20 protein-coding genes are annotated in these 24,064 nt (G+C 60.5%); 2 read left to right on the top strand and 18 right to left on the bottom strand.

Annotated elements, in window-relative coordinates; genetic code table 11:
- Position 1 precedes the first annotated feature (1 nt).
- From ABD050_RS25005 to ABD050_RS25075, 15 genes are all read right to left on the bottom strand, one after another.
- Positions 2-2,203, bottom strand: a complete 2,202-nt coding sequence (locus ABD050_RS25005; protein ID WP_343892266.1) for an acyl-CoA dehydrogenase family protein — start codon at positions 2,201-2,203, stop codon at positions 2-4.
- Positions 2,204-2,326: 123 nt separating this feature from the next.
- Entirely contained in the window at positions 2,327-3,217 is an 891-nt protein-coding gene (locus ABD050_RS25010; protein ID WP_343892267.1) for a DUF2889 domain-containing protein, read from the bottom strand.
- A 128-nt stretch (positions 3,218-3,345) separates the two neighbouring features.
- Positions 3,346-3,810 carry an HIT family protein gene (locus tag ABD050_RS25015; RefSeq protein ID WP_343892268.1) on the bottom strand — a complete coding sequence of 155 codons (465 nt, stop codon included), beginning with the start codon at positions 3,808-3,810 and terminating at the stop codon, positions 3,346-3,348.
- Between the two features lie 46 nt (positions 3,811-3,856).
- A complete protein-coding gene (locus ABD050_RS25020) occupies positions 3,857-5,041 on the bottom strand; it encodes an acetyl-CoA C-acyltransferase (RefSeq protein WP_343892269.1) in 1,185 nt (394 codons plus the stop codon).
- Between the two features lie 116 nt (positions 5,042-5,157).
- Complete coding sequence (locus ABD050_RS25025; protein ID WP_343892270.1) at positions 5,158-5,991, bottom strand: SDR family NAD(P)-dependent oxidoreductase; 834 nt, start codon at positions 5,989-5,991, stop codon at positions 5,158-5,160.
- 10 nt (positions 5,992-6,001) lie between these two features.
- On the bottom strand, positions 6,002-6,442 hold the full coding sequence (locus ABD050_RS25030) for a Zn-ribbon domain-containing OB-fold protein (protein ID WP_343892271.1): 441 nt from the start codon (positions 6,440-6,442) through the stop codon (positions 6,002-6,004).
- Positions 6,442-7,659: a thiolase C-terminal domain-containing protein gene (locus ABD050_RS25035; protein ID WP_343892272.1), complete on the bottom strand. Its 1,218-nt coding sequence runs from the start codon at positions 7,657-7,659 to the stop codon at positions 6,442-6,444. Before ABD050_RS25035 ends, ABD050_RS25030 begins: the two co-directional genes overlap by 1 nt.
- Before the next feature lie 277 nt (positions 7,660-7,936).
- Complete coding sequence (locus ABD050_RS25040; RefSeq protein WP_343892273.1) at positions 7,937-8,587, bottom strand: TetR/AcrR family transcriptional regulator; 651 nt, start codon at positions 8,585-8,587, stop codon at positions 7,937-7,939.
- Positions 8,588-8,865: 278 nt separating this feature from the next.
- On the bottom strand, positions 8,866-10,329 hold the full coding sequence (locus ABD050_RS25045) for a class I adenylate-forming enzyme family protein (protein WP_343892274.1): 1,464 nt from the start codon (positions 10,327-10,329) through the stop codon (positions 8,866-8,868).
- A gap of 262 nt (positions 10,330-10,591) precedes the next feature.
- Positions 10,592-11,503, bottom strand: a complete 912-nt coding sequence (locus tag ABD050_RS25050) for a TauD/TfdA dioxygenase family protein (protein ID WP_343892275.1) — start codon at positions 11,501-11,503, stop codon at positions 10,592-10,594.
- Between the two features lie 39 nt (positions 11,504-11,542).
- Positions 11,543-13,285 (bottom strand): N-acyl-D-amino-acid deacylase family protein, encoded by a 1,743-nt coding sequence (locus ABD050_RS25055; RefSeq protein ID WP_343892276.1) that lies wholly within the window; start codon positions 13,283-13,285, stop codon positions 11,543-11,545.
- A 124-nt stretch (positions 13,286-13,409) separates the two neighbouring features.
- The gene (locus ABD050_RS25060; protein ID WP_343892277.1) at positions 13,410-14,453 is read right to left on the bottom strand and encodes a flavin reductase; all 1,044 of its coding nucleotides are present in this window, start codon (positions 14,451-14,453) and stop codon (positions 13,410-13,412) included.
- Positions 14,454-14,497: 44 nt separating this feature from the next.
- Positions 14,498-15,394 (bottom strand): crotonase/enoyl-CoA hydratase family protein, encoded by an 897-nt coding sequence (locus ABD050_RS25065; RefSeq protein ID WP_343892278.1) that lies wholly within the window; start codon positions 15,392-15,394, stop codon positions 14,498-14,500.
- Positions 15,395-15,411: 17 nt separating this feature from the next.
- Complete coding sequence (locus tag ABD050_RS25070) at positions 15,412-15,726, bottom strand: NIPSNAP family protein (RefSeq protein WP_343892279.1); 315 nt, start codon at positions 15,724-15,726, stop codon at positions 15,412-15,414.
- 3 nt (positions 15,727-15,729) lie between these two features.
- Positions 15,730-16,557, bottom strand: coding sequence for an enoyl-CoA hydratase (locus ABD050_RS25075; protein WP_343892280.1), 828 nt, complete (start codon positions 16,555-16,557; stop codon positions 15,730-15,732).
- A 263-nt stretch (positions 16,558-16,820) separates the two neighbouring features.
- Between ABD050_RS25075 and ABD050_RS25080 the strand changes: the two genes are divergently transcribed.
- Positions 16,821-17,987, top strand: a complete 1,167-nt coding sequence (locus ABD050_RS25080; protein ID WP_343892281.1) for an acyl-CoA dehydrogenase family protein — start codon at positions 16,821-16,823, stop codon at positions 17,985-17,987.
- 162 nt (positions 17,988-18,149) lie between these two features.
- Here the strand turns inward: ABD050_RS25080 and ABD050_RS25085 are convergent, their stop codons facing one another.
- Both ABD050_RS25085 and ABD050_RS25090 read right to left on the bottom strand, forming a co-directional pair.
- Entirely contained in the window at positions 18,150-20,321 is a 2,172-nt protein-coding gene (locus tag ABD050_RS25085) for a 3-hydroxyacyl-CoA dehydrogenase NAD-binding domain-containing protein (RefSeq protein WP_343892282.1), read from the bottom strand.
- 30 nt (positions 20,322-20,351) lie between these two features.
- Positions 20,352-21,560: an acetyl-CoA C-acetyltransferase gene (locus ABD050_RS25090; protein WP_343892285.1), complete on the bottom strand. Its 1,209-nt coding sequence runs from the start codon at positions 21,558-21,560 to the stop codon at positions 20,352-20,354.
- Between the two features lie 225 nt (positions 21,561-21,785).
- Here ABD050_RS25090 and ABD050_RS25095 point away from each other — a divergent pair, with 225 nt between their 5' ends.
- Positions 21,786-22,730 carry an NAD-dependent epimerase/dehydratase family protein gene (locus ABD050_RS25095; RefSeq protein ID WP_343892283.1) on the top strand — a complete coding sequence of 315 codons (945 nt, stop codon included), beginning with the start codon at positions 21,786-21,788 and terminating at the stop codon, positions 22,728-22,730.
- A gap of 16 nt (positions 22,731-22,746) precedes the next feature.
- Here the strand turns inward: ABD050_RS25095 and ABD050_RS25100 are convergent, their stop codons facing one another.
- Positions 22,747-23,886 carry a sulfotransferase family protein gene (locus ABD050_RS25100; RefSeq protein ID WP_343892284.1) on the bottom strand — a complete coding sequence of 380 codons (1,140 nt, stop codon included), beginning with the start codon at positions 23,884-23,886 and terminating at the stop codon, positions 22,747-22,749.
- Positions 23,887-24,064: the final 178 nt, after the last annotated feature.

Raw genomic sequence — 24,064 nt, forward strand, 5'->3', positions numbered from 1 at the left:
CCTAAGCCCGGGTTCGCGGAAGCTTGAGAGCCGACTCGGCGATGATGCTACGCTGAACTTCGCTTGTCCCGCCATAAATCGTGGCCTGTATGGACTTGCGACCTTCCAGCTCTACGACCCCCAGATCGTCATGGCTCTGCAGCAGCGACCACGGCGCGGCAAGATTGAGGAGGTCGGTCGAGCAGGATACCAATGCCTCGGAACCGAACAGTTTCGACATCGGGCCAAAGTGCTTTCCCGGAACATTGTTCACGAAGGCCCATTGGCAACGTCTGTCCAGCACATCGGCCACCAGAATATGGACGTGCGTGGCGGCCATTCGGGTCCTGACAGCGACCGAGTCGAAAGGCCTCTTTCCATCTGCTCCCGGAGTTCGTGCCCATTGCTCGGCATGCCGCAGCATGATGCGCAGGGCACTCACGAAATATTCCCCACCGCCCTGTTCCAGCTTGAGCGCCGTACCAAGCACCTTGGTTCCGCCATTTACCTCCCCGATCCGATACCGGTCGGACACCCGTACGTTCTCGTAATAGGTGATGTTGGTGCGTTCACCGCCCAAGGTCTTGATCTCATGAACCTCATAGCCCGCGGTTGGAATCGGTATGAGAAAGAGCGTGAGCCCGGCATGCTTGGGGCGGTCCGGATCAGTTCGCGCGATCAGGAGCACATAGTCCGCCAGGTGGCCCTGACTGGTGAACATCTTCTGGCCGTTGACGACCCAGTCGTCGCCCTCTCGCACCGCGCGGGTTGCGGCTGCGAAAATGTCGGAGCCGCAGGATGGTTCCGAATATCCCAAGGCAACGTGGGACCTGCCGGAAGCCAGGCGCGGCATCACTTCCTGCTGAATATCTTCACTGCCGAAATGCATCAGAATCTTGCCGACCATATGGGTCACCGTGCTGGGAACCCTCGGCCAGGAATATTCGGTATAGACGCCGCTCAACGCGGTCATTTCATAGGGAGAGCGGCCGCCACCGCCATAGGCTTCCGGCCAGTCGGCATAGAGATAGCCCGCGGCGGCCAATTCCGCGTTGAAGGGATGATTCCCATCGTCCGTGTCATGGGTAAAAGCGCGCATTTCCGGCGTCATGCGATCCGAGAAGAAAGCACGAACCTCAGCGCCAAAGGCTTCGGCCGCCGCGCCATACTCGAACGAGACGTCGTTCTCCCCGCGTACCGGCACAGGATCGTGACGGCCTCCCCAGAGCCTGTCCCCCAGAATTTCCAACTCAGCGGCGGGATCCCCGATCAGCAGGGACCACGCACGGCCCCGACGGAAATAAAGCTGAGCGTCATATTCCATCGACATGCCATAGCCGCCCAGCGTCCGCATCGCGCGGATCGTCGCTGTCGCGACAGTCCGGGCGGACCACCAATAGGCCGCCGAAATACAGGTTGAACGGGCGGCATCGTCTTGTTCGGTCGCTGCCCGCCAGCACAGCAGCGCGGCGCCGTCGACATCGGTCGCGGAATCGGCCAAGGGGTGCGCGAGACCCTGGTAGCTGCCGATCAGCTGGCCAAAAGCCTCACGCTCATTGGCGTAGGCAGCCGCTTCGGAAAGTGCCTTGTTCCCGATCGCCGCGACGCATGCCGCGACCAGCAGCTTCCACTCATCGATGCAGGCCGACCAGATGCTTAGCGCATCGGGCCCCTTGCCAAGGACAATCGCTCCCGACACATCGAGTTGGATCGAAGCGAGGGGCATTGTCCCGGTGTTAAGCAGCGTGCCGGCCTTCTCGCCGGCCTCTACAAGATATACCGCTTCATCGTCGGAGCAGATGACCCAGTCGGCCACGGCGGCCGCCGGCACCAGCTGCGCTACGCCCGGCTTCACAGGATGAAGCGCCAGCGTTACGATCTTCTCGCCCTCGAAAGCGGCGGCGAGATACGGTTCGGCACGTTCACCGCCAACCCTCGCAAGCATTTGACTGGCGACAATACTTTCGATCAGCGGGGCGGAAGCGAGGTAGCTGCCCGCCAATTCCGCAACGAGAACCGCATCGAGCAGGCTGAGGCCGGCCCCGCCCGCTTCTTCGGGCACTCGCAGCAGAGGGAGGCCAAGCGCCGTCAGTTCAGCCCAGAGCGCGCGATCGAAGCCAAGTGGTTCCACTGCCCGAATGCGCGCAGATGTAGAATCCCGCTGCAGCAAGCGTTCCAGGGTGTCGCGCAGCATAACCTGCTCTTGCGCCAACTCCAGGTTCAACGTCGTCTCCTCAAATCACGGCGGACTGTCTTGCGGGACACCCAACATAGTCACGCACCCGCGCAAAAGCTAATGGCTGATAGATTCAGTCAAGCGCGTCTGATCGAAATCAGCTACGTGTTGTCAAAGCCCTGCGCTTTGATCCAACTCACGGGCCAGCACAGGCACGTCGGCAAGCGCGCGCAGGACGTCATTCAGGTGCGTACAGCCTAACGTGCCGGGTAAAACATCCACCACGGCCTCCCGAAAATCCTCCACCTTGTGCCCGACCATGCGCGCAGCTTTTACCGACGCGCCTGGACATTCGGCGAAAGGAAGGATGAGAGGCAATGCCTGAAGGGTCAGCAGAATGCCGGTCTTCGCTTCGATTTCGGCATAGACCCGATACTCATGCACGCCACGCCGACCGCCTTTCGGGGAGGTTCCGCTATCCTGGAACGCGGCATCGACCATCAACAGATCGGCGTCGCGCCATACATCGATACGTCGGGCGCGCCGCATCGCGGGCCCGCTTTGAACGGGCATCGCGTGCCATCCATCGGGGTCTTCGCTATTCTCAAGCGAGCCGACCTGCGCTGGATCGTTAAAGCTTTGACCCCTTGTTCCGCCGGTTTCCAGCGCCGACGAACCTTGAGCAAAGCCGACGCAGATGTCGACCATATTGCCGTTGCGACCATGCGATTGCTGCTGCGCCGGATTTTTCGCGAACGTTTCCCAATCGTCCAGCCATTGAGACCAGATCCAGCGCGCTACCAGGCTGGCGCCGGCAAAATCGTCCAGGATCTGATACAGAGGCGTGCCGATCCGGTCACCGGCGATGGCCGCGATTTGGCGCCGGCTCTCGCCCCCCGCACGCACGCCGATAAGTCCGGCGGTCCGAGGGTCCGCAGGTGACGTTGTCAGTTCCAGAATTTCTCGCCGCGGCGACACCCGCAAGCGATAGCTGGCTTCGTCAAGAACCACGGGCGGCGAGCCGTCGGCAGGCGTCAGGATGTCGCGCCCGACAGCTTCCATGAGCCACGGGTCGGCTGCTCCGTCCGGCCAGGTCGAGTCGATCGAGGTCGTCCTGCGAACCGAGCCAGGGCGGCGCAACGGAGCGACGCCTGCCGATTGTCGTGCCATCGGAAATTGTGAGGGGGCGTTCATGCTGACATTTCCCATTGAGGTGCGACAGCGTCGATCCGCTTGCGCAAACGATCCGCCATAGCCGCGAGATCCTTGGCATCACCCGGCGTCTGACCATGCAGGCCCAATGCCTGCCCCGTCCAGCGTGGCACCAGATGGACGTGAATGTGGAAGACCGATTGTCCGCCATCACCGCCATTGAACTGCAGAAGCTGAACGCCGACCGGTTGCAACTCGGTCACGATCACGTTCATCAGCCTCTTGGCGCAGAGGAAAAGCGGCGAGATCGCCCGGTCGTCGAGTTCGAGGAGGTTGCGGGCCTGCCCCTTTTTGGGGATTATGAGCGTATGACCGGGCGCCTGCGGGAACGCGTCGAGAAACGCCAGCACCTCCTCGTTCTCATAGACCCTATGGCAAGATATCTCGCCGCGCAGGATCTTTGCGAAGACGTTATCCCGATCATAGTCTCCATACAGGCTCATGATACGAATTCCTCAACCGGTGCAGGTTTTTCGCCCGAGCATCGACTCAGACGATCTCGTAGAGAGATGCCGCGCCCATGCCGCCCGCGATGCACATGGTTACGACCACATATTTGGCGTTGCGGCGCTTGCCCTCGATGAGGACGTGGCCTAGCTGACGCGCGCCGGTCATTCCGAAGGGATGGCCGATCGAAATCGCACCGCCGTTTACGTTGAGCCGGTCGTCGGGCAAGCCAAGCTTGTCCCGGCAGTAAACCACCTGACATGCATAGGCCTCGTTCAATTCCCAAAGATCGATATCTTCGATCCCCAGCCCGTGCTGTTTGAGCAGTTTGGGAATGGCGTAGATCGGGCCGATGCCCATTTCGTCAGGCTCCAGACCGGCGACTGCGAAACCCCGATACAGGCCCATGACGGGCAGACCGCGCTGCGCCGCCAGCGTGCCGTTCATCAGCACGCAGGCGGATGCGCCGTCAGCGAGCTGGCTCGCGTTTCCCGCGGTCACAGTGCCGTTTTCGCGTACGACGGGCTTCAGCTTGGCCAGACTTTCCAACGTCGTGTCGGGGCGATTGGCTTCGTCGCGCTCGAGCAACGTATCGACTTCGCGCGTTTCGCCGGTAGCCTTGTCAGTCACCATCTTGCGAGATGCCATCGGCACGATCTCGTCGTCGAAAAATCCTGCCTGCTGGGCCCGCGCAGTACGCATCTGGCTGGAATAGGCGTAGGCGTCCTGAACCTCACGGCTGATGCCGTAGCGCTCGGCTACGACCTCGGCGGTCTCGTTCATGGAAAGCAGCATGCCGGGTTGATGCTCGCGTATCCAAGGCGCGCGTCCGGCCTTGGGAACATGTTGTGTCGAGGACACCATGCTGACCGACTCCACGCCGCCGGCCACCACGACGGGCGCCTTGTCGACGATGATGCGCTGTGCAGCGAAACTTGCCGCCTGGATGCCCGAACTGCAGGCGCGCGCTATGGTCACGCCACCGGCGGACAAGGGGACTCCGCCAACCAAAGCGGAATGTCGGGCGATGTTGTTTCCGCTGTCCCCTTCCGGAACGGCGCAACCGAATATTACGTCGTCAATCTCCGCCGGATCGATGCCGGCACGCGCCACAGCGTGCCGGATCGCATGCCCCCCCATCGTTCCGCTATGCGTGCTGTTGAACGCGCCGCGGAATGCCTTCGCGAGGGGTGTACGTGCCGTGGAAACGACGACGGCGTCTGTCATACGACTGTTCCTTGATATGGACATATATTGGTCCCCCAAGGGACGTCAGACCCACCGAAGACCGTTTTGATTGTTTCAGTCAAGCGGTAGTTTGAATTCGCTGAGGGTCGTGGATCCTACCGCAGCAAGGAGTTGACGACGCCTGCCATCAAGGGCTCGCCGCCTTGTCCCGGTCGCCAATCCTCCAGTCCCTGACGCGACATGGCACATGTACCGTCACGCATTACGCCACCGATATCTAATATGTGATCGACCATAGAAGGCGTTACTTTCGCCGTGTCGTTGATCGGCAGGTCGGCAGCCACCTGATTTTCGCGCTGCCGCTTGGCCATCGGCGCATAAGGGGCAAATTGCGCGGCCGCGGGCATGTGATGCAGAATGCCCCCCGCGGACAGGGCCGTGGCGACCGGTCCCGGAAATATCTCGGCGACACGGATGCCGAATGGCGCCAGTTCGCTTCGCAGGCTTTCTGAATAAGCTGCCATCGCACTCTTCGTTGCGCGGTAAGGAGCAAGAAATGGTAACGGGAAGAAGAGCGAGCTGGAATTGATGTTGCAAATGATGCCGCGTCCAGCTTTCCGCATGACGGGAATGGCCAGCTGGGTCAGCTCGACCATACCGAAAAAATTCACGTCGAAATACTCGCGCCACTCAGCGATCCCGATCTCCTCGATCGGGAGATAGTCGTAGCGTACGCCCGCATTGTTGATCAGGATTCCGACATCGTCTGGCATTTGAAAGCCGGCCGCGTTCCGGACATCCAACTGCCGGACTTCGATGCGATCCTCGAAGCCGGACAGTGCCTGATCCAATTCGGCCCGCTTCGTCGTGTCCCGAAGCAAAGCCATGACGCTGAAGCCTCGCCGGGCGAACTCAACCGCCAGGCCAAGCCCTATGCCGCCGCCCGCGCCTGTAATCAGAACCTTGCCGATCGCATCGCATGTCGACATCGATTTCGCCTTACACCGCGCGGAAGTTCGGCAGCACCCAACCGTCGCAAATGTCGGTCCACTCCACCGTGACTTTCATGCCGATTTTGACGTCCTCGGCATTACATCCGGTCAGGTTGCCGACCAGACGCACGCCCCCCGCTTCGTCGAGCTGGACCACGACCGGGACATACACATAGTCCTCGCCAGTTGCCGGATTCTTGTTGCAGATGGCGTAGCTAAAGACTTCGCCCGTGCCCGGCAGGGTCGGCCACTTCCGCTCCTTGCTGGAGCAATTGGGGCAATAGGGAGTGGGTGGCATGCGGAACTGGCCGCAGACGGCGCACTGGCACGCGGTCAGCCGACGTTCCTTGGCGGCCTCCCAGAAGGGCTCGGTGTCCGGGGTGGTGCTGATATGAATCTGCGCCCCAGGAAGAACACGCGCAGGGCCGTAAGCAATGGAGGTGGACATCATGCGCTCCTCAGGACCAGGCTGGAAATCGGCATGGGGGCCGGGCCGCCAGTCACCAGCGCGAAGTCGCAATCCGCAACCTGGTTGATGGCGGTACCCCGCAGTTGTTCGACCGCTTCGAGGATGTGGGTCATTCCGATGATGTAGGCTTCGCTCAACTGCCCGCCATGCGGATTGACCGGGATGCCGCCGTTGACGCCCTTGCCCGTTGCGGGATCATATCGCAGCTTGCCGGACAAGACATAGTCATTGCCCTCGCCACGCTCGCAGAAGCCGTAATCCTCGAGCTGGGCTAGAACCATCGAGCTGAAATGATCATAGATCAGGGCGACATCCATGTCCGACGCCCGCAGGCCCGATTGCGCCCATATCCTGTCCGCAACGAACTGGTGGCCCGAACTTGAGAATTCGGGATCGGGCATGCCCATCCAGCCGAACGCGCGGCCCCAGGACCGCGAGGCACCGTGAGCACATGCATGGATATACGCGGGCTTCTGGCGACAATCCTTAGCGCGGTCAGCGGTGGTGGTGATCACCGCGACAGCGCCGTCCGTCTCGAGACAGAAGTCGAGTCGTCTCAGCGGATCCGCCAGCATGACCGAGGATAAATATTCCTCCTTGGAGAGCGGCGTGCGCCGAATCGCCTTGGGTCGGTTGAGCGCATGCTGCCGAGACGCCATCACGACTTCGGCGAAAGCGTCCTCGGTCGAGCCATAAAGATGCATGTGGCGGCGAGCGAGAACGCTCATAAGATGGCCTGGGCCGATCAGTCCCGATGGCTGCAGGAAACTGTTTTCGGGATCCGGTTTCATGGAACCGAAGATGGAGCCCAATCGGGCGGTCGGCACCTGCTGAACCGCCATGACTGTCACGGCATAGCGACAGTCTTCGTTCATGAGGCCCGCAGTAGCGAGACCCATGGAGCCTGCGACACCGCCGCCGCCGGAGGTGAGGGCGGCAGTGAAAGAGACATGGGGCATGCCCAGCGTTTCCATCAGGGAGCCGCTGTCGAACTTGTCCACATAACCTGCGCTGGCGCCCGCGTAATACGCGAAACCGTCAATATCCTTGACGCTTATCCCCGCATCCTCGCAGGCTTTGAGGATCGCTTCGCCGGCCATGTCATTGATTGTACGAGGCCAGCTCTTGCCGCGCAGGTAATAGTCGGTCGCGCCTACCCCCACGATCGCGCACTTGTCTTGATGGCTCCAGGTCACGGCGTCTCCTCTTCCAGAAAACTGGCGCATTCAGGGTCTGGCTCGTTCTCCGATCCGGAAGATATCGTGAGACGAAGACCCCGACCGTTCTCCTCTCCTGCCTAACGACCGTTCGATTAATAACAAGAGATTTTTATCGGCAAATGTGCGCTCTCCGGATGTCCTGACCACGGGAGAAAGGGCTGCTGTGCAGCGGCGCAGCAGCGCTTCTACAAGGGCATTCGCCAGATCGACAGATTTCTTCCCGCCATCTGGATTCCTCCCCGGCGGGACAAAATCAGCTGTGTAATCCGTCGAAGAGAAGATGAGAGAAGGTCGATCCGATTTTCTCCGTGGTGCTACGGTCTTCGTCGTACCACTCTGCCACGAATGTCAGCGCGCCGACGATGATCATTGAGGCAACCGCGTCGGGGATATCCTTCCTGATTTCGCCAGTTCTCTTGCCCTCCAAAATAAGGTCGCGCCAGAATTGATTATAGGCCTGCCGATGGCGAACCTGCTCCGAATATTCCGGCTCCTGTAGGTGAGATAAGGTCTGTGCGGAAGCGACGGCCATGTCTCCGGCTTCCGATATGATCTTGACCGAGACCGCAACCGCGACGTCGAATTTCTGCCTCGCAGTGGCGCCCTCCGGCAGCGCCGCGATAGCCTCCCTCACCACCGCCAGGTGCGCGTCTATGTTGTCATTCAATATGGCCGCAAGCAACGCTTCCTTGGACTCATAATAATAATACAGGCTACCCGATTTCATGCCAACCGCCGTTGCGATATCCCGCATGGAGGTCGCTTGATAGCCTTTGCGCCGGAAAAGATCGGACGTTACTTCGAGAACGCGCATCCGAGTTGCGTCGCTTTTTTTCACCGCGACCTTCAATGTCGCGTCCTTGCGCTTCGCCGGTGCTTCCAGCTTGTTTAAAACCGGTTTCATTAATCTTACCCCACATATGCCATCCAGACCGGCCGCTCACGCTGAAATCACGTGTGGAAAAGCTACGGTCGGACCGTAACTATCAAGTAGCTGATTGCAGCGCAGCCTCAAAACTCTTTGAATCGAGCCGCACTGTCAGAACCTGTCGGCGAGGCGCCGAATGGCCGGCGCGGATGATGGGGCACGGCGCTCGTAGTTGGTCGGGGATCGGGCCTGTGTCCCGTTCGGTGACGGGTACCGGCAGCGTCGATGCCGCACGGTGCGTTCGGAAGCCAGGATTATGAATCGGCGTCGAAGAGCTTACGCAGCGCGGCACGATCAATCTTGTATGCGCTGTTGAGCGGCATGGTCTCGACGAACCGCCACTGCGCCGGAACATGGGGAGCGGGCAGGTGATGGCGGACATGCGCTTTGAGCGCATCGATACCTGGCGGCTCGACACCAGCCTTCAACTGGATGACGGCCACCGGCACCTGATGTAATATCGGATCGCTGATACCGACGACTCCGGCGTACGCCACGGCGGGATGCGTGCGCAGTACCTGCTCTGTGGATTCGGGGAGGATCTTGAAGCCTCCGCGCATTATCGCGCCATCAGCACGACCGATGCAGAAGAGAAAGCCGTCTTCATCGATCGTGACCAGATCGGATGTCGATATCCATTCCGGCCCCATTCGCGGCGAAACCACGTCGAGCAGGCCGGTTCCGGTGTCTCCCAGTATCTGTCCCGTGTCCGGATCGCGGACCCGCAGCTTCGCGCCAGGCACTGCACGTCCGGAGCTTCCTAGTTTGGCATCCCCCCATTCGGCATCAAGGGCCGGAGTCATCGCAGTCACGGGCCCGCCAAATTCCGTCGCGCCGTAAATCAGCAGCACTCGAACATTGTAAGTGTCCTGAAACCGCTTCTGGATGGTTACGTCCAGCGGCGCTGCGCCAGTCGTTATGTATTTGAGCGCGGCAAGATCCTCCGGCGGAATCCGAGCGTCCAGGATCATCGGGATCGCGGCAGACGGCAGGCCGCTGGCGGCGGGCCGATATTCGACGATGTAGTTTCTCCAGACCTCCAGGGAAAAGCGCTCCAGGAGCATGATCTGCTGACCCTTGAGGAAGGATCCCGCAAGCATGGAAAGACCGGCGATGTTCCCGAATGGAAATGCCATCATGAAGGGCGGAGCGGTGGGATCTTCCAGTACGGGGCTGCCCTGGTTGAGCATCATATGGGCAAACACGTCATGGCTGATCGGGAATTGCTTGGGCGGGCCGGTCGTGCCGCTGGTGAGGATGTCGATGGTAGGGGCTGGATCGGGCGGCGATTGCTCCGCTTGTCTCCCTGCCGCGGCCGTTCGCGCACCGTCCCCGCTCAATGTGATCGCGGTCATTCCGCGACGCTGGACGACCTCCAGTACTTCCGGGGCCAAGTCCCCTTCCATCAGCACGAGGGCTGGCGAATCCAGTTTCTCGATCGAAGCCGCCATGGCTGTCGGCGACTGGAATGCGTAAATCATCCTGACCGTGCGCGGTTGTGTCAGCAAGCCGACCAGACCCGCCAGCGCCGCCGGATGATTGCGGGCGACGAAGCTCACGGGTGCGCCGCCGATTGCCTCAAGCTGAGCGTGCACTTGCCGCGCGGTCGTTTGCACCCATCCCCAGCTGTGCCAATGTCCTTCGAATTCGACCGCATTGAGAGCAGGATCAATATCCAGCAGCCTTGCGCATAGCTCATGAAACTTAGCTGATGTCATAGCCTGCTTGCCAAGGTGGGATGGAACGCGTCCCACCCATGATGTTGAGATTGCATCATGTGCAGCCGACCGTTCATTTGGCAATGATCGTCGGACCAGTCCCGCCCTTCCTCATAAGGAAATCTGACTCGTGATATCCGACAACGGGAAGGCTTGCCCTTGGCGGTCGTAGGGCAGACTTCGGTGAAGTTGCCGCGGTCACAAACCCTTTGCCCGAAGAGGCGGTGGCTGGGGCGGCGTCGGCAAGGCCGCTTGCAGTCTCTCAGGCATCCAGCAAACGACCTAGCGCGTAGTCGCCGGCAATGCTTGTCCGGTGGACCTCACGATACATGCCATCCGGGATGCCACGCGCGCAGTGTAGCATGCGCCAATTGTCCCACAGGACGAGATCGCCAGGTTGCCATTCATGGTCGTAGGCCCGAACTTCATCCGTGATATGGAATGCGAGCGTCTGGAGCAACCCATCGCTTTCCGCAGCGTCCAGCCCCAGGATCGAATCAGCGAACATCGGTGAGAGATTGAGTACCTTGCGGCCGGTCCCTGGCTGCGCGAACACGAGCGGGTGCACGACCGGAGGGTAGCCGCCGGATTCGATTTTGGCGTCGATACTCGCCTGGAAGGGGTGAGGGCGCACCAATTTTATATGCTGACGAGGGAGGAACGTGAAATTGGGAATCGTTCCGGCCTTCAAACGGTACACCACTTCGAGCCCTTCAACCCTCTCCTTCAGGTCGACCGAGAGCGCGTCATAGGCTTCGATCTGGTCGACGAATCCCGTATTGCCGCCTGCTTCCGGCTGGTGCGCAACCCGCAATATCCCGCCATGATTGGTTGCGGCGGTGAACACCTGATCCGAATGCCAGGGGATATAACCGCCAAGCAGATCACCATTCACCTCGAACAGCGCGCCGCCGCCGCCCTTTGCGACGAACAGTTCATCCCGGTCGGGATGGACCATCTCAGCAACCGCATGCACCTGCAATTCCCCGAAGCATCGCGAAAGATCGACCTGAAAATCAGGATCGCACTGTCCAGCCCTGAAGACGATCAGGCCGCACTCGATCCACAAATTCCGCAATTGCTGCACGATATGCGGGTCGAGAATGTCTGCAGCCCGTAGGCCGATGACCATGCGACCAAAGCTCAGTGCGGGATCAAGAGGCGTTACATCCAAGGTGCACACTCCGTTACCGCCTGCCGATCATACCCCGGCTCACGCAAGGACGGCCTCCTGCGACGACCGGGGCCCGCGCAGCAGCCTGCCCGGCAGCGCGCCGGTATGTTCGCCATCGCGGTACGTTATCTGGCCCGAGACGATTGTCGCGACATAGCCGTCCGCGCGCTGGATGAGTCGGCGTGCACCCGTGGGGAGGTCGTAGACGGGCAGGGGGGCGTAGAGGTGCAATCGGTCGAGATCGATGATGTTGATATCCGCCTTCATCCCGACCTGGATCAGCCCCCGGTCAAGGAAGTTCATAGCGACGGCTGGTTGCCGCGTGAGCTGATGAACGGCCTCCGGCAACGGAACGCGCCGGTCTGCGGGGGCATCCCTGAACCAGTAGGTCAGGAAATAGGTTGGATATGCCGCGTCGCAGATCGAAGAATAATGGGCGCCCCCATCCCCAAGGCCGAGTACGGTATGGGCGCTCCGGAGCATGTTGCGCCCGCCGCTCTCGAACCGTTCGCCTTCCAGATTTCCCAAAGGCCGGAACAGGATCTCGCGGCCGTCCTTCTGCAGCAGCATGCTGTACGCGACATCGAGCGGATTGCGTCCTTCGCGTGCGGCGATCGCGCCGACGCTTTCATCGGCGGCCGGATGATAATTCGGCGGATCCCCCAGAGGGAAGAGCAGATTGTGCTCCGATACGATATTGCGAAAATGCGGATTCGGCTCTTCAGGCTCTTCTGACAGCAACTGCGCCCGAAGCGCCGGATCTCGGAGCCGGGCCACTTTCTCTTGCAGAGGAAGATTGGCGAGAGGCTTGAATGAGGGATGAAAGGCGAAGGGGTGGAACAGCAGCTCCAGCCCCATCATGATTGCCGGGGGGCGGGGGATTACCTGCCCCCTGATGGTCATTCCCTGCGCGTTCGCCGTATCGAGTTCATCGAGTGTCCAGCGCCACTGGCCAGGCTCGGCAGGCGACTGGGCAAAGGTGAAGGAAACCGGCCGGCCAGAGGTCAGCGCGATTCGCCGCAACATCTCGAACTGTTCTTCTTTGGAGATGTCGCTGTTGCCGATCAGCTGGAAAACGCCGGAACCGGCCTCGTGCAGGCCTTTCGCCAGTGCGAGGACCTCTTCGGTCGCCGTGCGCGTCGAAGGCGCTGGACGACCGTCGCGGAAGCGATGAACCATGTTGAGCGAGGTCGATACACCAACCGCCCCCTTGCGGATCGCTTCTGCGGTCAGCCGGGTCATTTCTGCCAGTTCGGCTTCGGTCGGCGCTTCCAAATCCGCGCCGCGCTTTCCCATGACGTACACCCTAAGCGGGGAGTGGGGTATCTGGGCCGCGAAATCAATATCGGCGTGCCGTTGGTCGATCGCGTCGAGATATTCCGGAAACGTCTCCCAATTGAATGGCACGCCGGCGGCCATGACGACTTCCGGTATATCTTCCACGCCCTCCATGAGCTTGATCGTCATTTCCCGCTCATCTTTTCGGACGGGCGCGAAGCCAACCCCGCAATTGCCCATCACCACGGTCGTTACGCCGTGGTTGGATGAGGGGATCATCCGGTGTTCCCAGGTGATCTGGCCATCATAATGGGTATGGATATCGACAAATCCCGGGGTGACCAGGCGGTCCGCTGCATCGATCTCCTCCCGGCCGCGCCCCGCAACGTCACCGATTGCAACGATCTTGTCGCCATAGATGGCGATATCGCCGACGAACGGATCCGCACCACTGCCATCGACGATAGTTCCACCGCGAAGGACCAGATCATATTCAATCGACATCATCGTCTCCCGAAATATCTATGGCCTTCTACCGTGTCCGGCCAAGATCGTGGCCGACGAAAACAAAAACAGCGATCCGTCCCGGTTGCCTGCGACAACGATACGTTCGGTCGTATAGGTCCGATCAGTCCACGGGAACTTCAGGCATGCCGCTTGCGAGACGATCCATCGCGCTTTTCAGCCACTGCCCTTCCCATGGCTCGAACTGTGCCAGCAGCGTAGCTTCCGCGTCCTTGCCGATGGCGAGGAGCCGCACCATCGTCTGGCGGCCCGCTGCAGTGAGCTTGAGGTCCGCGTCCAGTCGTTCGGTTTCCCCTTCGACAAGGCCGCGCTCCTCCAATTTCTCGACATCAGCCGGGCCGAAGGAACGATCATAGAAACTGCCGTGGCGGTGTATATCTTGCGCAGACATTGATTTCGCACCGAGAGCCGCCAGCGCGAAATACTGGTCGAGACTGATGTCGAGCCGCTCAAGTTCGGAGCGGACATCCTTGAAAACAGCGAATTGCGCGCGCGCCAGCAGAAAACCCAGCGAGGAGTCGGCGAATTCGGCACCGCTAACGCCCGCGAGCGCCGAATATTTGCCGCGATGGAACAAAAGAGGCTTCTTCTCGAAATGATCGAACTCAAGAACCTCGCCCACGATGATATCATGATCGCCGCCCTCGTATCTATAGGCCGTCCGGCATTTGAATCGCGCGGCGCATCCGCCAAGCAGGGGAATGTCTCCCGGGCCGCGCTCGAGATCGAGGCCGGCGAATTTGTCTTCACCGCGGCGCGCAAAGCGGTTTGACAATTCTTCTTGATCCGACGCCAGGATATGGACAGCGAAATGGTCGGCGGTTGCGAATGCCGGCTGGCTGAGCGCGTTTTTGCCAATGCTCCACAATACCATTGGGGGGTCCAGCGACACGGAGTTGAAGCTGTTGGCGGTCATTCCGACGTCTTTCCCGTCGGCCGCTCTGGTGGTGACGATGGTCACGCCGGTCGCGAACGATCCCAACGCGGCGCGAAAATCTCCACTACCATTTATTATTGTCATTGCGATCTCCGATTCATGTCTTGCCTGCGCCCGGCGCGATCTTGATGCCTTGGCCTGGTGTCTGGCCCGTTCGCGGGCAGCGTCTCGCCTATGCCGCCCGCGCGACCCGCGCTTCAGCCGGGGCATTCCCGATCCGGCCCACGACACCGGTTAGGTCGTACCCTCCCGCATCAGTCCCAGCTATATTCCACCATACCGTCCCCGAAAGCGGCATCGCGTTTACGTACCGCTTCCTTGAGGCCAAGTTCCTCGATAGATTGGCGGAACTGCATACGACCGGCCGACAGATGCCCGCGGGCGTCGATCTCGCTGGCGAGCCGCTGCAGCGTCTTCATCCCCATAAGTTCCAGACCAAGGTTCACGACGCGCTTGTTACAGGCGAGCAAGTCCGGCGCTACTGCGGCGATCCGCTTTGCCAGCGCCTCGACGTGCGAGTCCAGCTTCGCTGCCGGCACAGATTCGAGCGCGAGACCTAGGCGCGCCGCATCCTTGCCGCGCAGAAGATCGCCAGTCAGCAACATGCGCTTCGCCCACTGCGGGCCCATATAATACAACCACATGTGCGAGGGCGGCGAACCCTGGGCGCGCACGGGAGGATAGCCGATCCTGGCATCGCTGGCGACCACGATAAGGTCTGCCAGCATCGCGATATCGGTTCCGTTGGCGAGGCAATTGCCTTGTATCTTCGCGATAACCGGCTTGTGCATCTCGAACATCACCAGGCGTAGTTCGTTCATCCGCTGCAACTGCCAGGTGTCGTCGTCCAGCGTCGCGGTCGCGCTGCGATACTCCGATTGCGGGTTTTGCGCGATCGATTGCTGTTCCTTGACAGGGCTCGATTCCCCGCCAGTCAAATCCCACCCGGCACAGAAATCCCGGCCGTTTCCGCCAAGGACGATACAATGGACACTTGTCAGATCGTCCGCTTCCAGCAAGGCGTCGCGGATTTCCTGCAATCCCTTCCAGCTCAAAGCGTTGCGCTTTTCCGGCCGGTTCATCGTGATCCAGGCGATGCGATCGCGCACTTCAAACGTGATCGTGTCGGTTGTTTTCAGCCATTTTGCCATATGTGCTATGCTTTCTGTCAACGAATTGGAGACCACGGCATCGGCGCCAGCAGCCGGTTGCGCTGGTGGACGGGCGCGGGGCACCTAGCGGCGAAATCGAGCCATTCCGGGTCTTTCCACAAGGCCGCACGCCGCGCCGCGCGGTCGTTGAGATCGGCAAATCCCCACAGATGTACGACCTCGTTCAGGTCCGGGCCGACTTCCGTGCGGAAATAGCCGATCAGATTTCCGAGCAGCCGGGTCGCGATAACCACGCCCTCCTTCTCGTAGATTTCCAGGAACCGCGCCATGTCGGTTGGCGCGAAAGCGTAATTGCGTTCCTCGACGATCACCTTTCAAATCCCCCTGAATGCCGGCGCCCGCTTTTCCTTGAACGCCAGTATGGCTTCCTTGGAATCCTCGGTCTGGAAGCATCGCATCATATTGCGCGCCTCCTGATCGAGATAAGCGTCCATATTGAATGCCTCCGCGGCGACGAGGTTGGCCTTGATATAGCGCAGGGCGATCGGCGGACCGTCGGCCAGGCGCCGGGCAAAAGCCATCGTTTCGGTGAGCAGGTCCGCGTCCGCGAATACCTTGCTGACAAGACCGATCCGCAATGCCTCGGCCGCATCGATCTTATCAGAGAGCATCAGTATCTCGCGCGCCTTCGTCGGACCCACGAGTTGCTGAAGATAATAAGCGCAGCCGAGGTCGCCGGAAGCGCCGATGCGGCTGAAGGCGGCGGTGAAAAACGCCGTTTGCGATGCAAATCGGAAATCGCAGGCTATTGCCATCGACAGGCCCGCGCCTGCGGCCGGACCCCGCACCATCGCGATTGTCGGCTTGCCCATAGTGTGCAGCAACGTCGCTGTCTCGCCATTGCCCTTGATGCGCATGCTGCGCTGCTCCATCCCGCTCATGATCGGGTCGTCCGCCCATTTCGCAGAGACCTTGTCGTTGGGATCGAGCACGCCCAATTTGCTGACGTCCGCGCCAGCGCAAAACGCTTCTCCGACACCGGACAGGACGACGACCCGCACGCCCGGGTCGCTGGCCGCGTCTCGCAATTCCCGTTGCAATTGCGCGCCCATGGGTTGGCTGAGCGCGTTCCGGACCTCGGGGTTGTTGAGCTGAAGGGTCAGGATGCCATCGGCAAGGCTGGATAGGATAGGAGACGTCATCTTTCTCTGCAGACTCCGCGATTTCGTGTCGATTCCGTGAGCCTACACTGCCCATTGAACATTCGCACGGTTGAGCGACATAAATCAGCGGGCTGGCGTCTGGCGACCGAATTGGGACCGAGACCCAATCCCGACCCGAATTTTGGCGCCTGGTGTGAGGCTCAAGCCATCGCGGCGACACATCGGCGGGCCCAGTCAAACGCTTGCTAGACATTAGCGGCATTCTGGCCATTTATACCCGACGCTTTCGGGAGAGGTTTTACGTGACGGACATACTTGGCCAGCCGCAGCCGGCTTTCATGCAGGATGAGGACGTCCAGCTTTTCGCTGACGCTGTAGACAAATTCTATCGCAAGCACGCGACACCTGAGCTCTGCGCGAAATGGCGCGAGCAGGGGTATGTCGACCGCGCGTTGTGGGAGCAGGCCGCGAAGGATGGTCTTTTGTGCGCCTCGATGCCACTGGAATATGGCGGCGGCGGCGGCGATTATCGGCACGAGACGATCCTGTCGATGGCGGCGATTCGCCTGGGGGTGGACGGCTTCGCCGTGACGCTGCACAACAATATCGTCGCGCCTTACATCCTTGCCTATGGGACCGCGGAGCAGAAGGAGCGATGGCTGCCTAGAATGGCGTCGGGCGAGTTGATAGCCGCCATTGCGATGACGGAGCCGGGCACGGGGTCGGATCTCGCCGCGATCAGGACGACGGCGCGTGCGCAGGGAAATGTTTATGTCGTCAACGGCGCGAAAACGTTCATTTCCAATGGCCAGCTCGCCAACCTGATCTGCGTCGTCGCCAAGACCGATCCGGGCGCGGGTGCTCGCGGCATTTCCCTCCTCATGGTGGAAACAGAGGACGCGGAAGGCTTCCGCCGGGGTCGCAATCTCGACAAGGTGGGGTGCGAAGCGCAGGATACGTCCGAGCTGTTCTTCGACGATGTAAGAGTGCCCGCTACCAATCTGTTGGGTTTGGTCGAAGGAAAGGGTTTCCGCCAGCTCACCGCTGAGTTGGCCAAGGAACGCCTTACCATTGCGCTGCAGGCCGTTGCTTCGATGGAACGCGCGCTCGAGGAGACCATTCCCTATGTCAAGGAGCGTGAAGTCTTCGGTCAGAAGCTGATCGAGTTTCAGAATACGCAGTTCAAGCTGGCCGAATGTAAGACAACGGCCGTCATTGCCAAGGTATTCTGTGATTATTGTATGGGTCTTTTGCTTGAAGGCAAGCTCGATGCTGACACTGCTGCCATGGCGAAATACTGGGCGACCGAGGCTCAAGGTAAAGTGGTCGATGAATGCGTCCAGCTTTTTGGCGGCTATGGATATATGAATGAGTACCCGATCGCTCGTCTGTATCGCGATGCCAGGATTTCCCGTATTTTCGGCGGAACGAACGAAATCATGAAGATGCTGATCGCTCGCTCACTCTAAGTGGCGGGAACCGAGCTGCGTGTCGATGGCGGCTCGATCGCGGTCGAGCGTTTGCGCGACGAATAATGATCGCTCGGTCGAAATCCGCATGCCGGCAGCACGTAAAAAAGCCGGGCGGTCACATGACCGTCCGGTTTTCCAACGTCGACCGCTCGCTGCGCCTCAATAGAATGTCTTGCCTTCCGCGGCCATGGTCCGCAGCATCTGGCCAGGGCGGAAACGTTCGCCATGGCGATCGGCCAACTTATCACATTCCGCCACGAACTTGGCGATCCCGACTTGCTCGATCAGCGAAATGGGGCCTCCCGTCCATTTAGGAAAGCCAAAGCCCATGGTAGCGCCTACGTCTGCCTCACGCGGGTCGGTGATGATCCCTTCTTCCATGCATTTGGCCGCCTCAAGCGACATTCGGTAGAGAACGCGCTTCTTGAGTTCGTCCTTCACGTCGTCCCGGGATGCATCCGTGATGACCGGGGCCGCGAGCTCGGCAAGCCCAGGCCAGAGGGTCTTGACCTTGCCGTCCGCCGAATAATCGTAGAACCCCTTGCCGTTGCGACGGCCGTGGCGGCCGTGCTTTTCGACGAGAAAGTTCAGAACCGTATCGCTCGCGGTCGCTTTATAGGCATCGCCCAAGTCGCGTTTCGTCTGGGCAAGGACATGGTAGGGCAGTTCGAGCCCGATGGCATCGGGCAGGGATAGCGGGCCGACGGGCATACCGGTCATAAGGCCGATATTCTCGACGATTGCCGGCGCAATGCCTTCGACCAGCATTTCGCTAGGCTCTTCCAGGTAACACGTGATCGTGCGCGACGTGTAGAAGCCTCGCGAATCCTTCACCGAGATGGGGGTTTTGCCAATCGCCGCGATATAATCATAGGCGGCCGCAAGCGCACCATCCGTCGTCTTTTCGCCGCGAATGATCTCGACGAGATCCATGCGCTCCACCGGCGAAAAGAAATGAAGGCCGATGAAATTTTCGGGACGAACGGACGCCTGCGCCAGACCGGTGATCGGAAGCGTTGAGGTGTTCGTCGCCATAATGGCGTCGGCGGCCAGTTCCGCTTCGGCAAGGCGGGTGACGTCCGCCTTGACATCGCGATCCTCGAACACCGCCTCTATCACGATGTCCGATCCGCGCACGTTGGCATAATCGGTGGTGGCCAGGATGTGCGCCAGGATAGCGTCGGCCTTGTCCTGCGTCATGCGCCCGCGGGCAATCTGCTTGCCGAGATACGTCGCGGTGTACGCCTTGCCGCGATCCGCCGCTTCCTGCGTTCTGTCGATCAGGACGGTTTCAATCCCGGCCTGCGCCTGCACGCATGCAATGCCAGCACCCATCAGGCCTGCCCCGAGCACAGATGCCTTCTTGAACGTCTTGACGGGGTGACCAGCAGGGCGGTTTGCGCCGCTCTTGATCTCGCGCGGGGACAGGAAGAGCGTGCGGATCATCGCTAGCGCCTGCGGCGTGCGAACCGTTTTGATGAATTCCCGCATCTCGATGCGAAGGCCGATTTCGAACGGCACCTGGATGCCTTCATAGAGTGCCGTCAGAATATGAGCTTGCGCAGGATAATTGCCGTAGAATTTCTGGCGGGACATGGCGACGTGCATGGCGATGGCTTCGGCATTGGCCTGTACATAGGGTCCGCCACCGGGCACCGTGAACTTGGGTTTGTCCCAAGGCTGCACCGGATCGCCCGTTTCGAGCACCCACTTGCGCGCCCTGTCGATGACTTGGCCGACGGGCGCGATCTCGCCGATCAACCCGATCGCGAGTGCTTCGGCTGCGGTCTTCGTGACGCCTTGCAACAGGATGGGAAGAGATTCCCGAATGCCGACCAGGCGCGGCAGGCGTTGGGTGCCGCCACCGCCCGGCAGGAGGCCGAGGCCACCTTCGGGCAAGCCGAGGACGACCTGTTCACTGTCGGCCGCCACCCGGTAATGGCATGCCATGGCGAACTCCGCACCCCCGCCCAGGGCGGTGCCTTCGATCGCGCAAGCGACCGGTTTTCCACAGGTTTCGAGGCCGCGAAAAACCGCCATGTCTTTTGTCATGCGGGCAATGTCGCCCGCCAGGGTTTCCGCCTCTTTCCCCGGTTCGCCGGGACCGGCGAAGGATTTGATATGTGACAAATCCCCGCCGGCGCAGAACGATCCAGGCTTGGCCGACGTGACGACTACGCCCTTGATGGCATCGTCCGTCCGGATTCGTTCGATTATCTCAGTGAGTTCGGCGATAGTATCCGCACTCAGGGTGTTGACCTTCTTTCCGGCCATATCGAACGTGACGAGTGCGACGCCGTCATTATCTACATCAACGCGCCAATGGTTCATTATATCTGCCCTATTTTTTGTAGATGACCGTCAGACGCGCTGAATGAGCGCCGCTGTACCCATGCCCCCGCCAACGCAGAGCGCGACGACCCCGAATTCCTTGCCGGTCCGCTCAAGCTCGTCGAGAACGGTGCCCACGAGCATCGCGCCCGTCGCGCCGAGGGGATGGCCCATGGCGATGGCGCCACCGTTGACGTTCATTTTCTCATGCGGAATGTTCAGCGAGGACATCATGCGCAGCACGACTGCGGCGAAGGCTTCGTTCAGTTCGAAAAGATCGATATCCGACGGGGTCATACCCTGCGCGCGCAGAAGTTTTTCGACCACGGGCGTCGGCCCGGAGAGCATCAGTGCCGGTTCCGAACCGATGGAAGCCGCCCCTCGGAGGATGCCGCGCGGCTTCAGACCGGCGCGCGTACCTGCTTCGGCCGATCCGATCAGCACCGCAGCCGCACCGTCGACGATGCCAGCCGAATTACCGGCGTGATGAATATGGCTGATCTTGTCGACCTGCGGGTAACGCTGGCGGGCGACGCTGTCGAAAAGCATCTCGCCCATCTGCGCGAAAGCGGGTTTGAGCTTGCCGAGGGTTTCGACCGTCGTGTCGCCCCGCACATGCTCGTCACGGTCGAGCGCGACCATGCCGAGCTGGTCCTTCACCGGAACGATCGACCGTGCGAACCGCCCTTCAGTCCACGCAGTCGCTGCACGGCGCTGACTTTCGGCAGCGTAGGCATCTACGTCGTCGCGCGAAAGTCCATCCAACGTCGCCAGCAAGTCAGCGGCCACGCCCTGGGGAAGCGTATAGTTCGCGAACATGGATGTCGGATCGGTGGCGATCGCTCCGCCTTCGATACCCATCTGCACCCGACTCATCGACGCAACACCGCCACCTATGGCCATTTCCGCTTCGCCCGATATGACCTTGGCGGCGGCGCTGCTGCACGCTTCGAGCCCCGAGCCACAGAAGCGATTGACCTGAACGCCTGCAACACTCGTGTCATAACCGGCGCGCAGGATCGCGGTGCGCGTGATGACGCCGCCTTGCTCGCCCACGGCATCGACACAGCCGAAGACCACGTCGTCCACCAGCGCGGTATCCAGCTCGTTCCGGTCTCGTACCGCTTCAAGCATCTGTGCCCCGAGTGATACAGCGGTAACGGGATGGAGGCCGCCGTCCGGCTTTCCGCGTCCACGCGGGCTTCGCACCGCGTCATAGATAAATGCCTGTCGCGCCATTACCGTGATCTCCAAAGGCGTTTTTTTTGACCTAGCATTTGATCAAATGCGATTGCAACCGCGACGGAAACAATCTTGACGCGTACTCCCGGCGGCCCTGTTGCGCTGATCGACGAACGCGCTTTCTTGCGGCCGCTTGCGGGGTGGCGTTGCTGCCGCGATAGGGAGTGATAGGCTTTGGAAGCGCGCCTTGGCGTTGCCGTCGATGACTATTGGAGCAGGCAAATGCTGAAAAACGAAAAGATCCTCCTGACAGGCGCGACGGGAACCCTTGGAAAAATGATCGCGTGTGCTCTGGCACCCTACAACGAATTGTGGGGCCTGGCGCGCTACAGCGGCTCGGCCAGTCTCCGCGTCGCGCAAGAGTTGGGGATGAGGCCGGTTGCGATCGATCTGGAGCGGCCAAGTTTTGACCAACTGCCGGGCGACTTCACGTATCTGCTTCATTTCGCGCACACCAGAAGGGGAGCGGACGCCTTTCCTGAGTCTATTCAGGTCAATGCCGTTGGCCCTGGTCTGCTGATGCAGCATTGTCGCGCCGTGAAGGCGGCGTTGATCGTTTCGTCGTCGGCTGTTTACACACCGCCTCAAGATGTATGGCATCCGCTGAACGAACGTGACCCGACAGGGGGCGCTTTTGCTCCTTGGGCGCCGACCAGCCCGGTCTCCAAGGTTAGTCTAGAAGCGACTGCAAGGCTGGCTGCCGAGGCGTTTGGCATCCGGACCACGATCGCGCGGCTCAACGCGACATATGGGTCCGGCCGGGGGATGAGCGGCGGTGGAATGCCGATTGCCGATATGGAGGCAGTCGCCAAAGGTGAGCCTGTGCGGACTTTTGCCGACCCCTATCCACATTCGCCAATTCACTTCGACGACATGATTGATCACATAGAGCCGCTTCTGGCGGCCGCGTCGGTTCCAGCCACCACGGTCAATTGGTGCGGCGACGAGGTGGTGACTCAACGGCAATGGTGCGAGCTTGCAGGGTCATTGTCCACGCGAACGCCGAAACTGATCGTCGGCCATGTTCCTGGCGCCCCCTGCGGCAATATAGCCGATGCCACGCTTCGAAGGTCGATCACCGGCCCTTGCAAGCGCCAATTCACGGAATCGTTCACTGCGCTATATGCGGCGTTCGTGTCTGAACAGTCCGCGACCGAGCCGGGCTGACGAACCCGATTCTTGCTCAGCGCACATAGCGGTCGTTGTAAAACGCAAAACTGGCACGAAGCTGCTCGAGCGGAATACCAAGCTCGGCAAAATCGATTTTGGCCGCAGATCGGCGTTCGGCCTCCTGGGCCAACCACCAAGCCCGCATATGCTCTTCTGCGATGTCCGTCAGCGGTTCCCCAAGCCATTCATAAAGGCGTCGGATTTCGCGCAAGGGGTCGTTCTGGAAATCGGTGAAAGCGATATCGAAGAAGCGATGGTCGTTGCCCGCTTCGCGGAATGCGACGAGACGTTGTAGCGCCTGCTCCCAGAAATGTACCATGTTCCGGGCCATCGCCTTCAGGTCGCGCTGGTCGGTGAAAGCTGCCGTCAAAGCGAGGACGAAAGTCATGTTCGACGGAATAACCTTGCTGACATCCCGATGGGTCATGACGAATCTTGCGTCAGGATAGACCGCGTCCAAGGCCGGCAGGAACGGTGTATGCGCCGGGGTCCGCAGAAACCAGCGGTTCGGTGGACACCGCCACTGCAGAAGCTGGAGGACCCGCTTGTGGAAGCGGTAGGTCGGTTCCATGTCGCAGTCGAGAAACCAATCGTGGTAACTGTCGATCCGGCCGAAGGCGGCGAACTCCTTTGAACGAAAGTCCATGGATGTAAGGATCAGACATTCGGTTGCAGCATCGGCCGACATTGGTATCATCGCGCCAAGCGAGGGATCGGTTGCGATGAGAGCGTCCAGCTCGGCCTGTGCCGACTTGATTCTAGGGTCGGTCGTTTCCGTTGCGGTTTCGGGGGGAGGGCAGGGATGACGCGCTTCCCAAGTCCTCAGCACGCGGCGGGCCGGATCCTGACCCATGATGACCCCGAGCGCCGTGGAGCCCGTGCGAGGAAGGCCCAACCCGAAGACAGGACGATCGATCTGCTGATCTGCGATCTCGGGATGGCGCGCATGCCAATCTTCGATTTCAATTCTGGAGGCGAGTTTTCCAGCGAGCATGGAGGCAATATGCTGTTCGCCGACTGTATTGAGCGCCGCTTCGCTGTTGAATGCGGCTACCAGCCGATCCAGACCTTCGCGCCACGTCCCGGAAGTATCCGCAAGGTCGCGATGCGACGTTGCCCGAGCGATGATTTCAGCAGATGATAGCATGTTCATGCGCCCGCCCGTTATAAATCCGCGTGGCGATGGCAGGATTTGCGGCGCTCATCGTAACGCAATGGGTAGCATGTGGCAATAAATGCCGGGTGGCGAGAAGCCACCCGGCATTTTATTGTCATTTCTTGAGGTCAAAACCACCGGCTTCAGCCGGTAAGAGGCTTTAGCCGTCCGACGG

Origin of the sequence: Sphingomonas oligophenolica (genome assembly GCF_039522915.1) — a bacterium.
Taxonomy (GTDB): domain Bacteria; phylum Pseudomonadota; class Alphaproteobacteria; order Sphingomonadales; family Sphingomonadaceae; genus Sphingomonas; species Sphingomonas oligophenolica.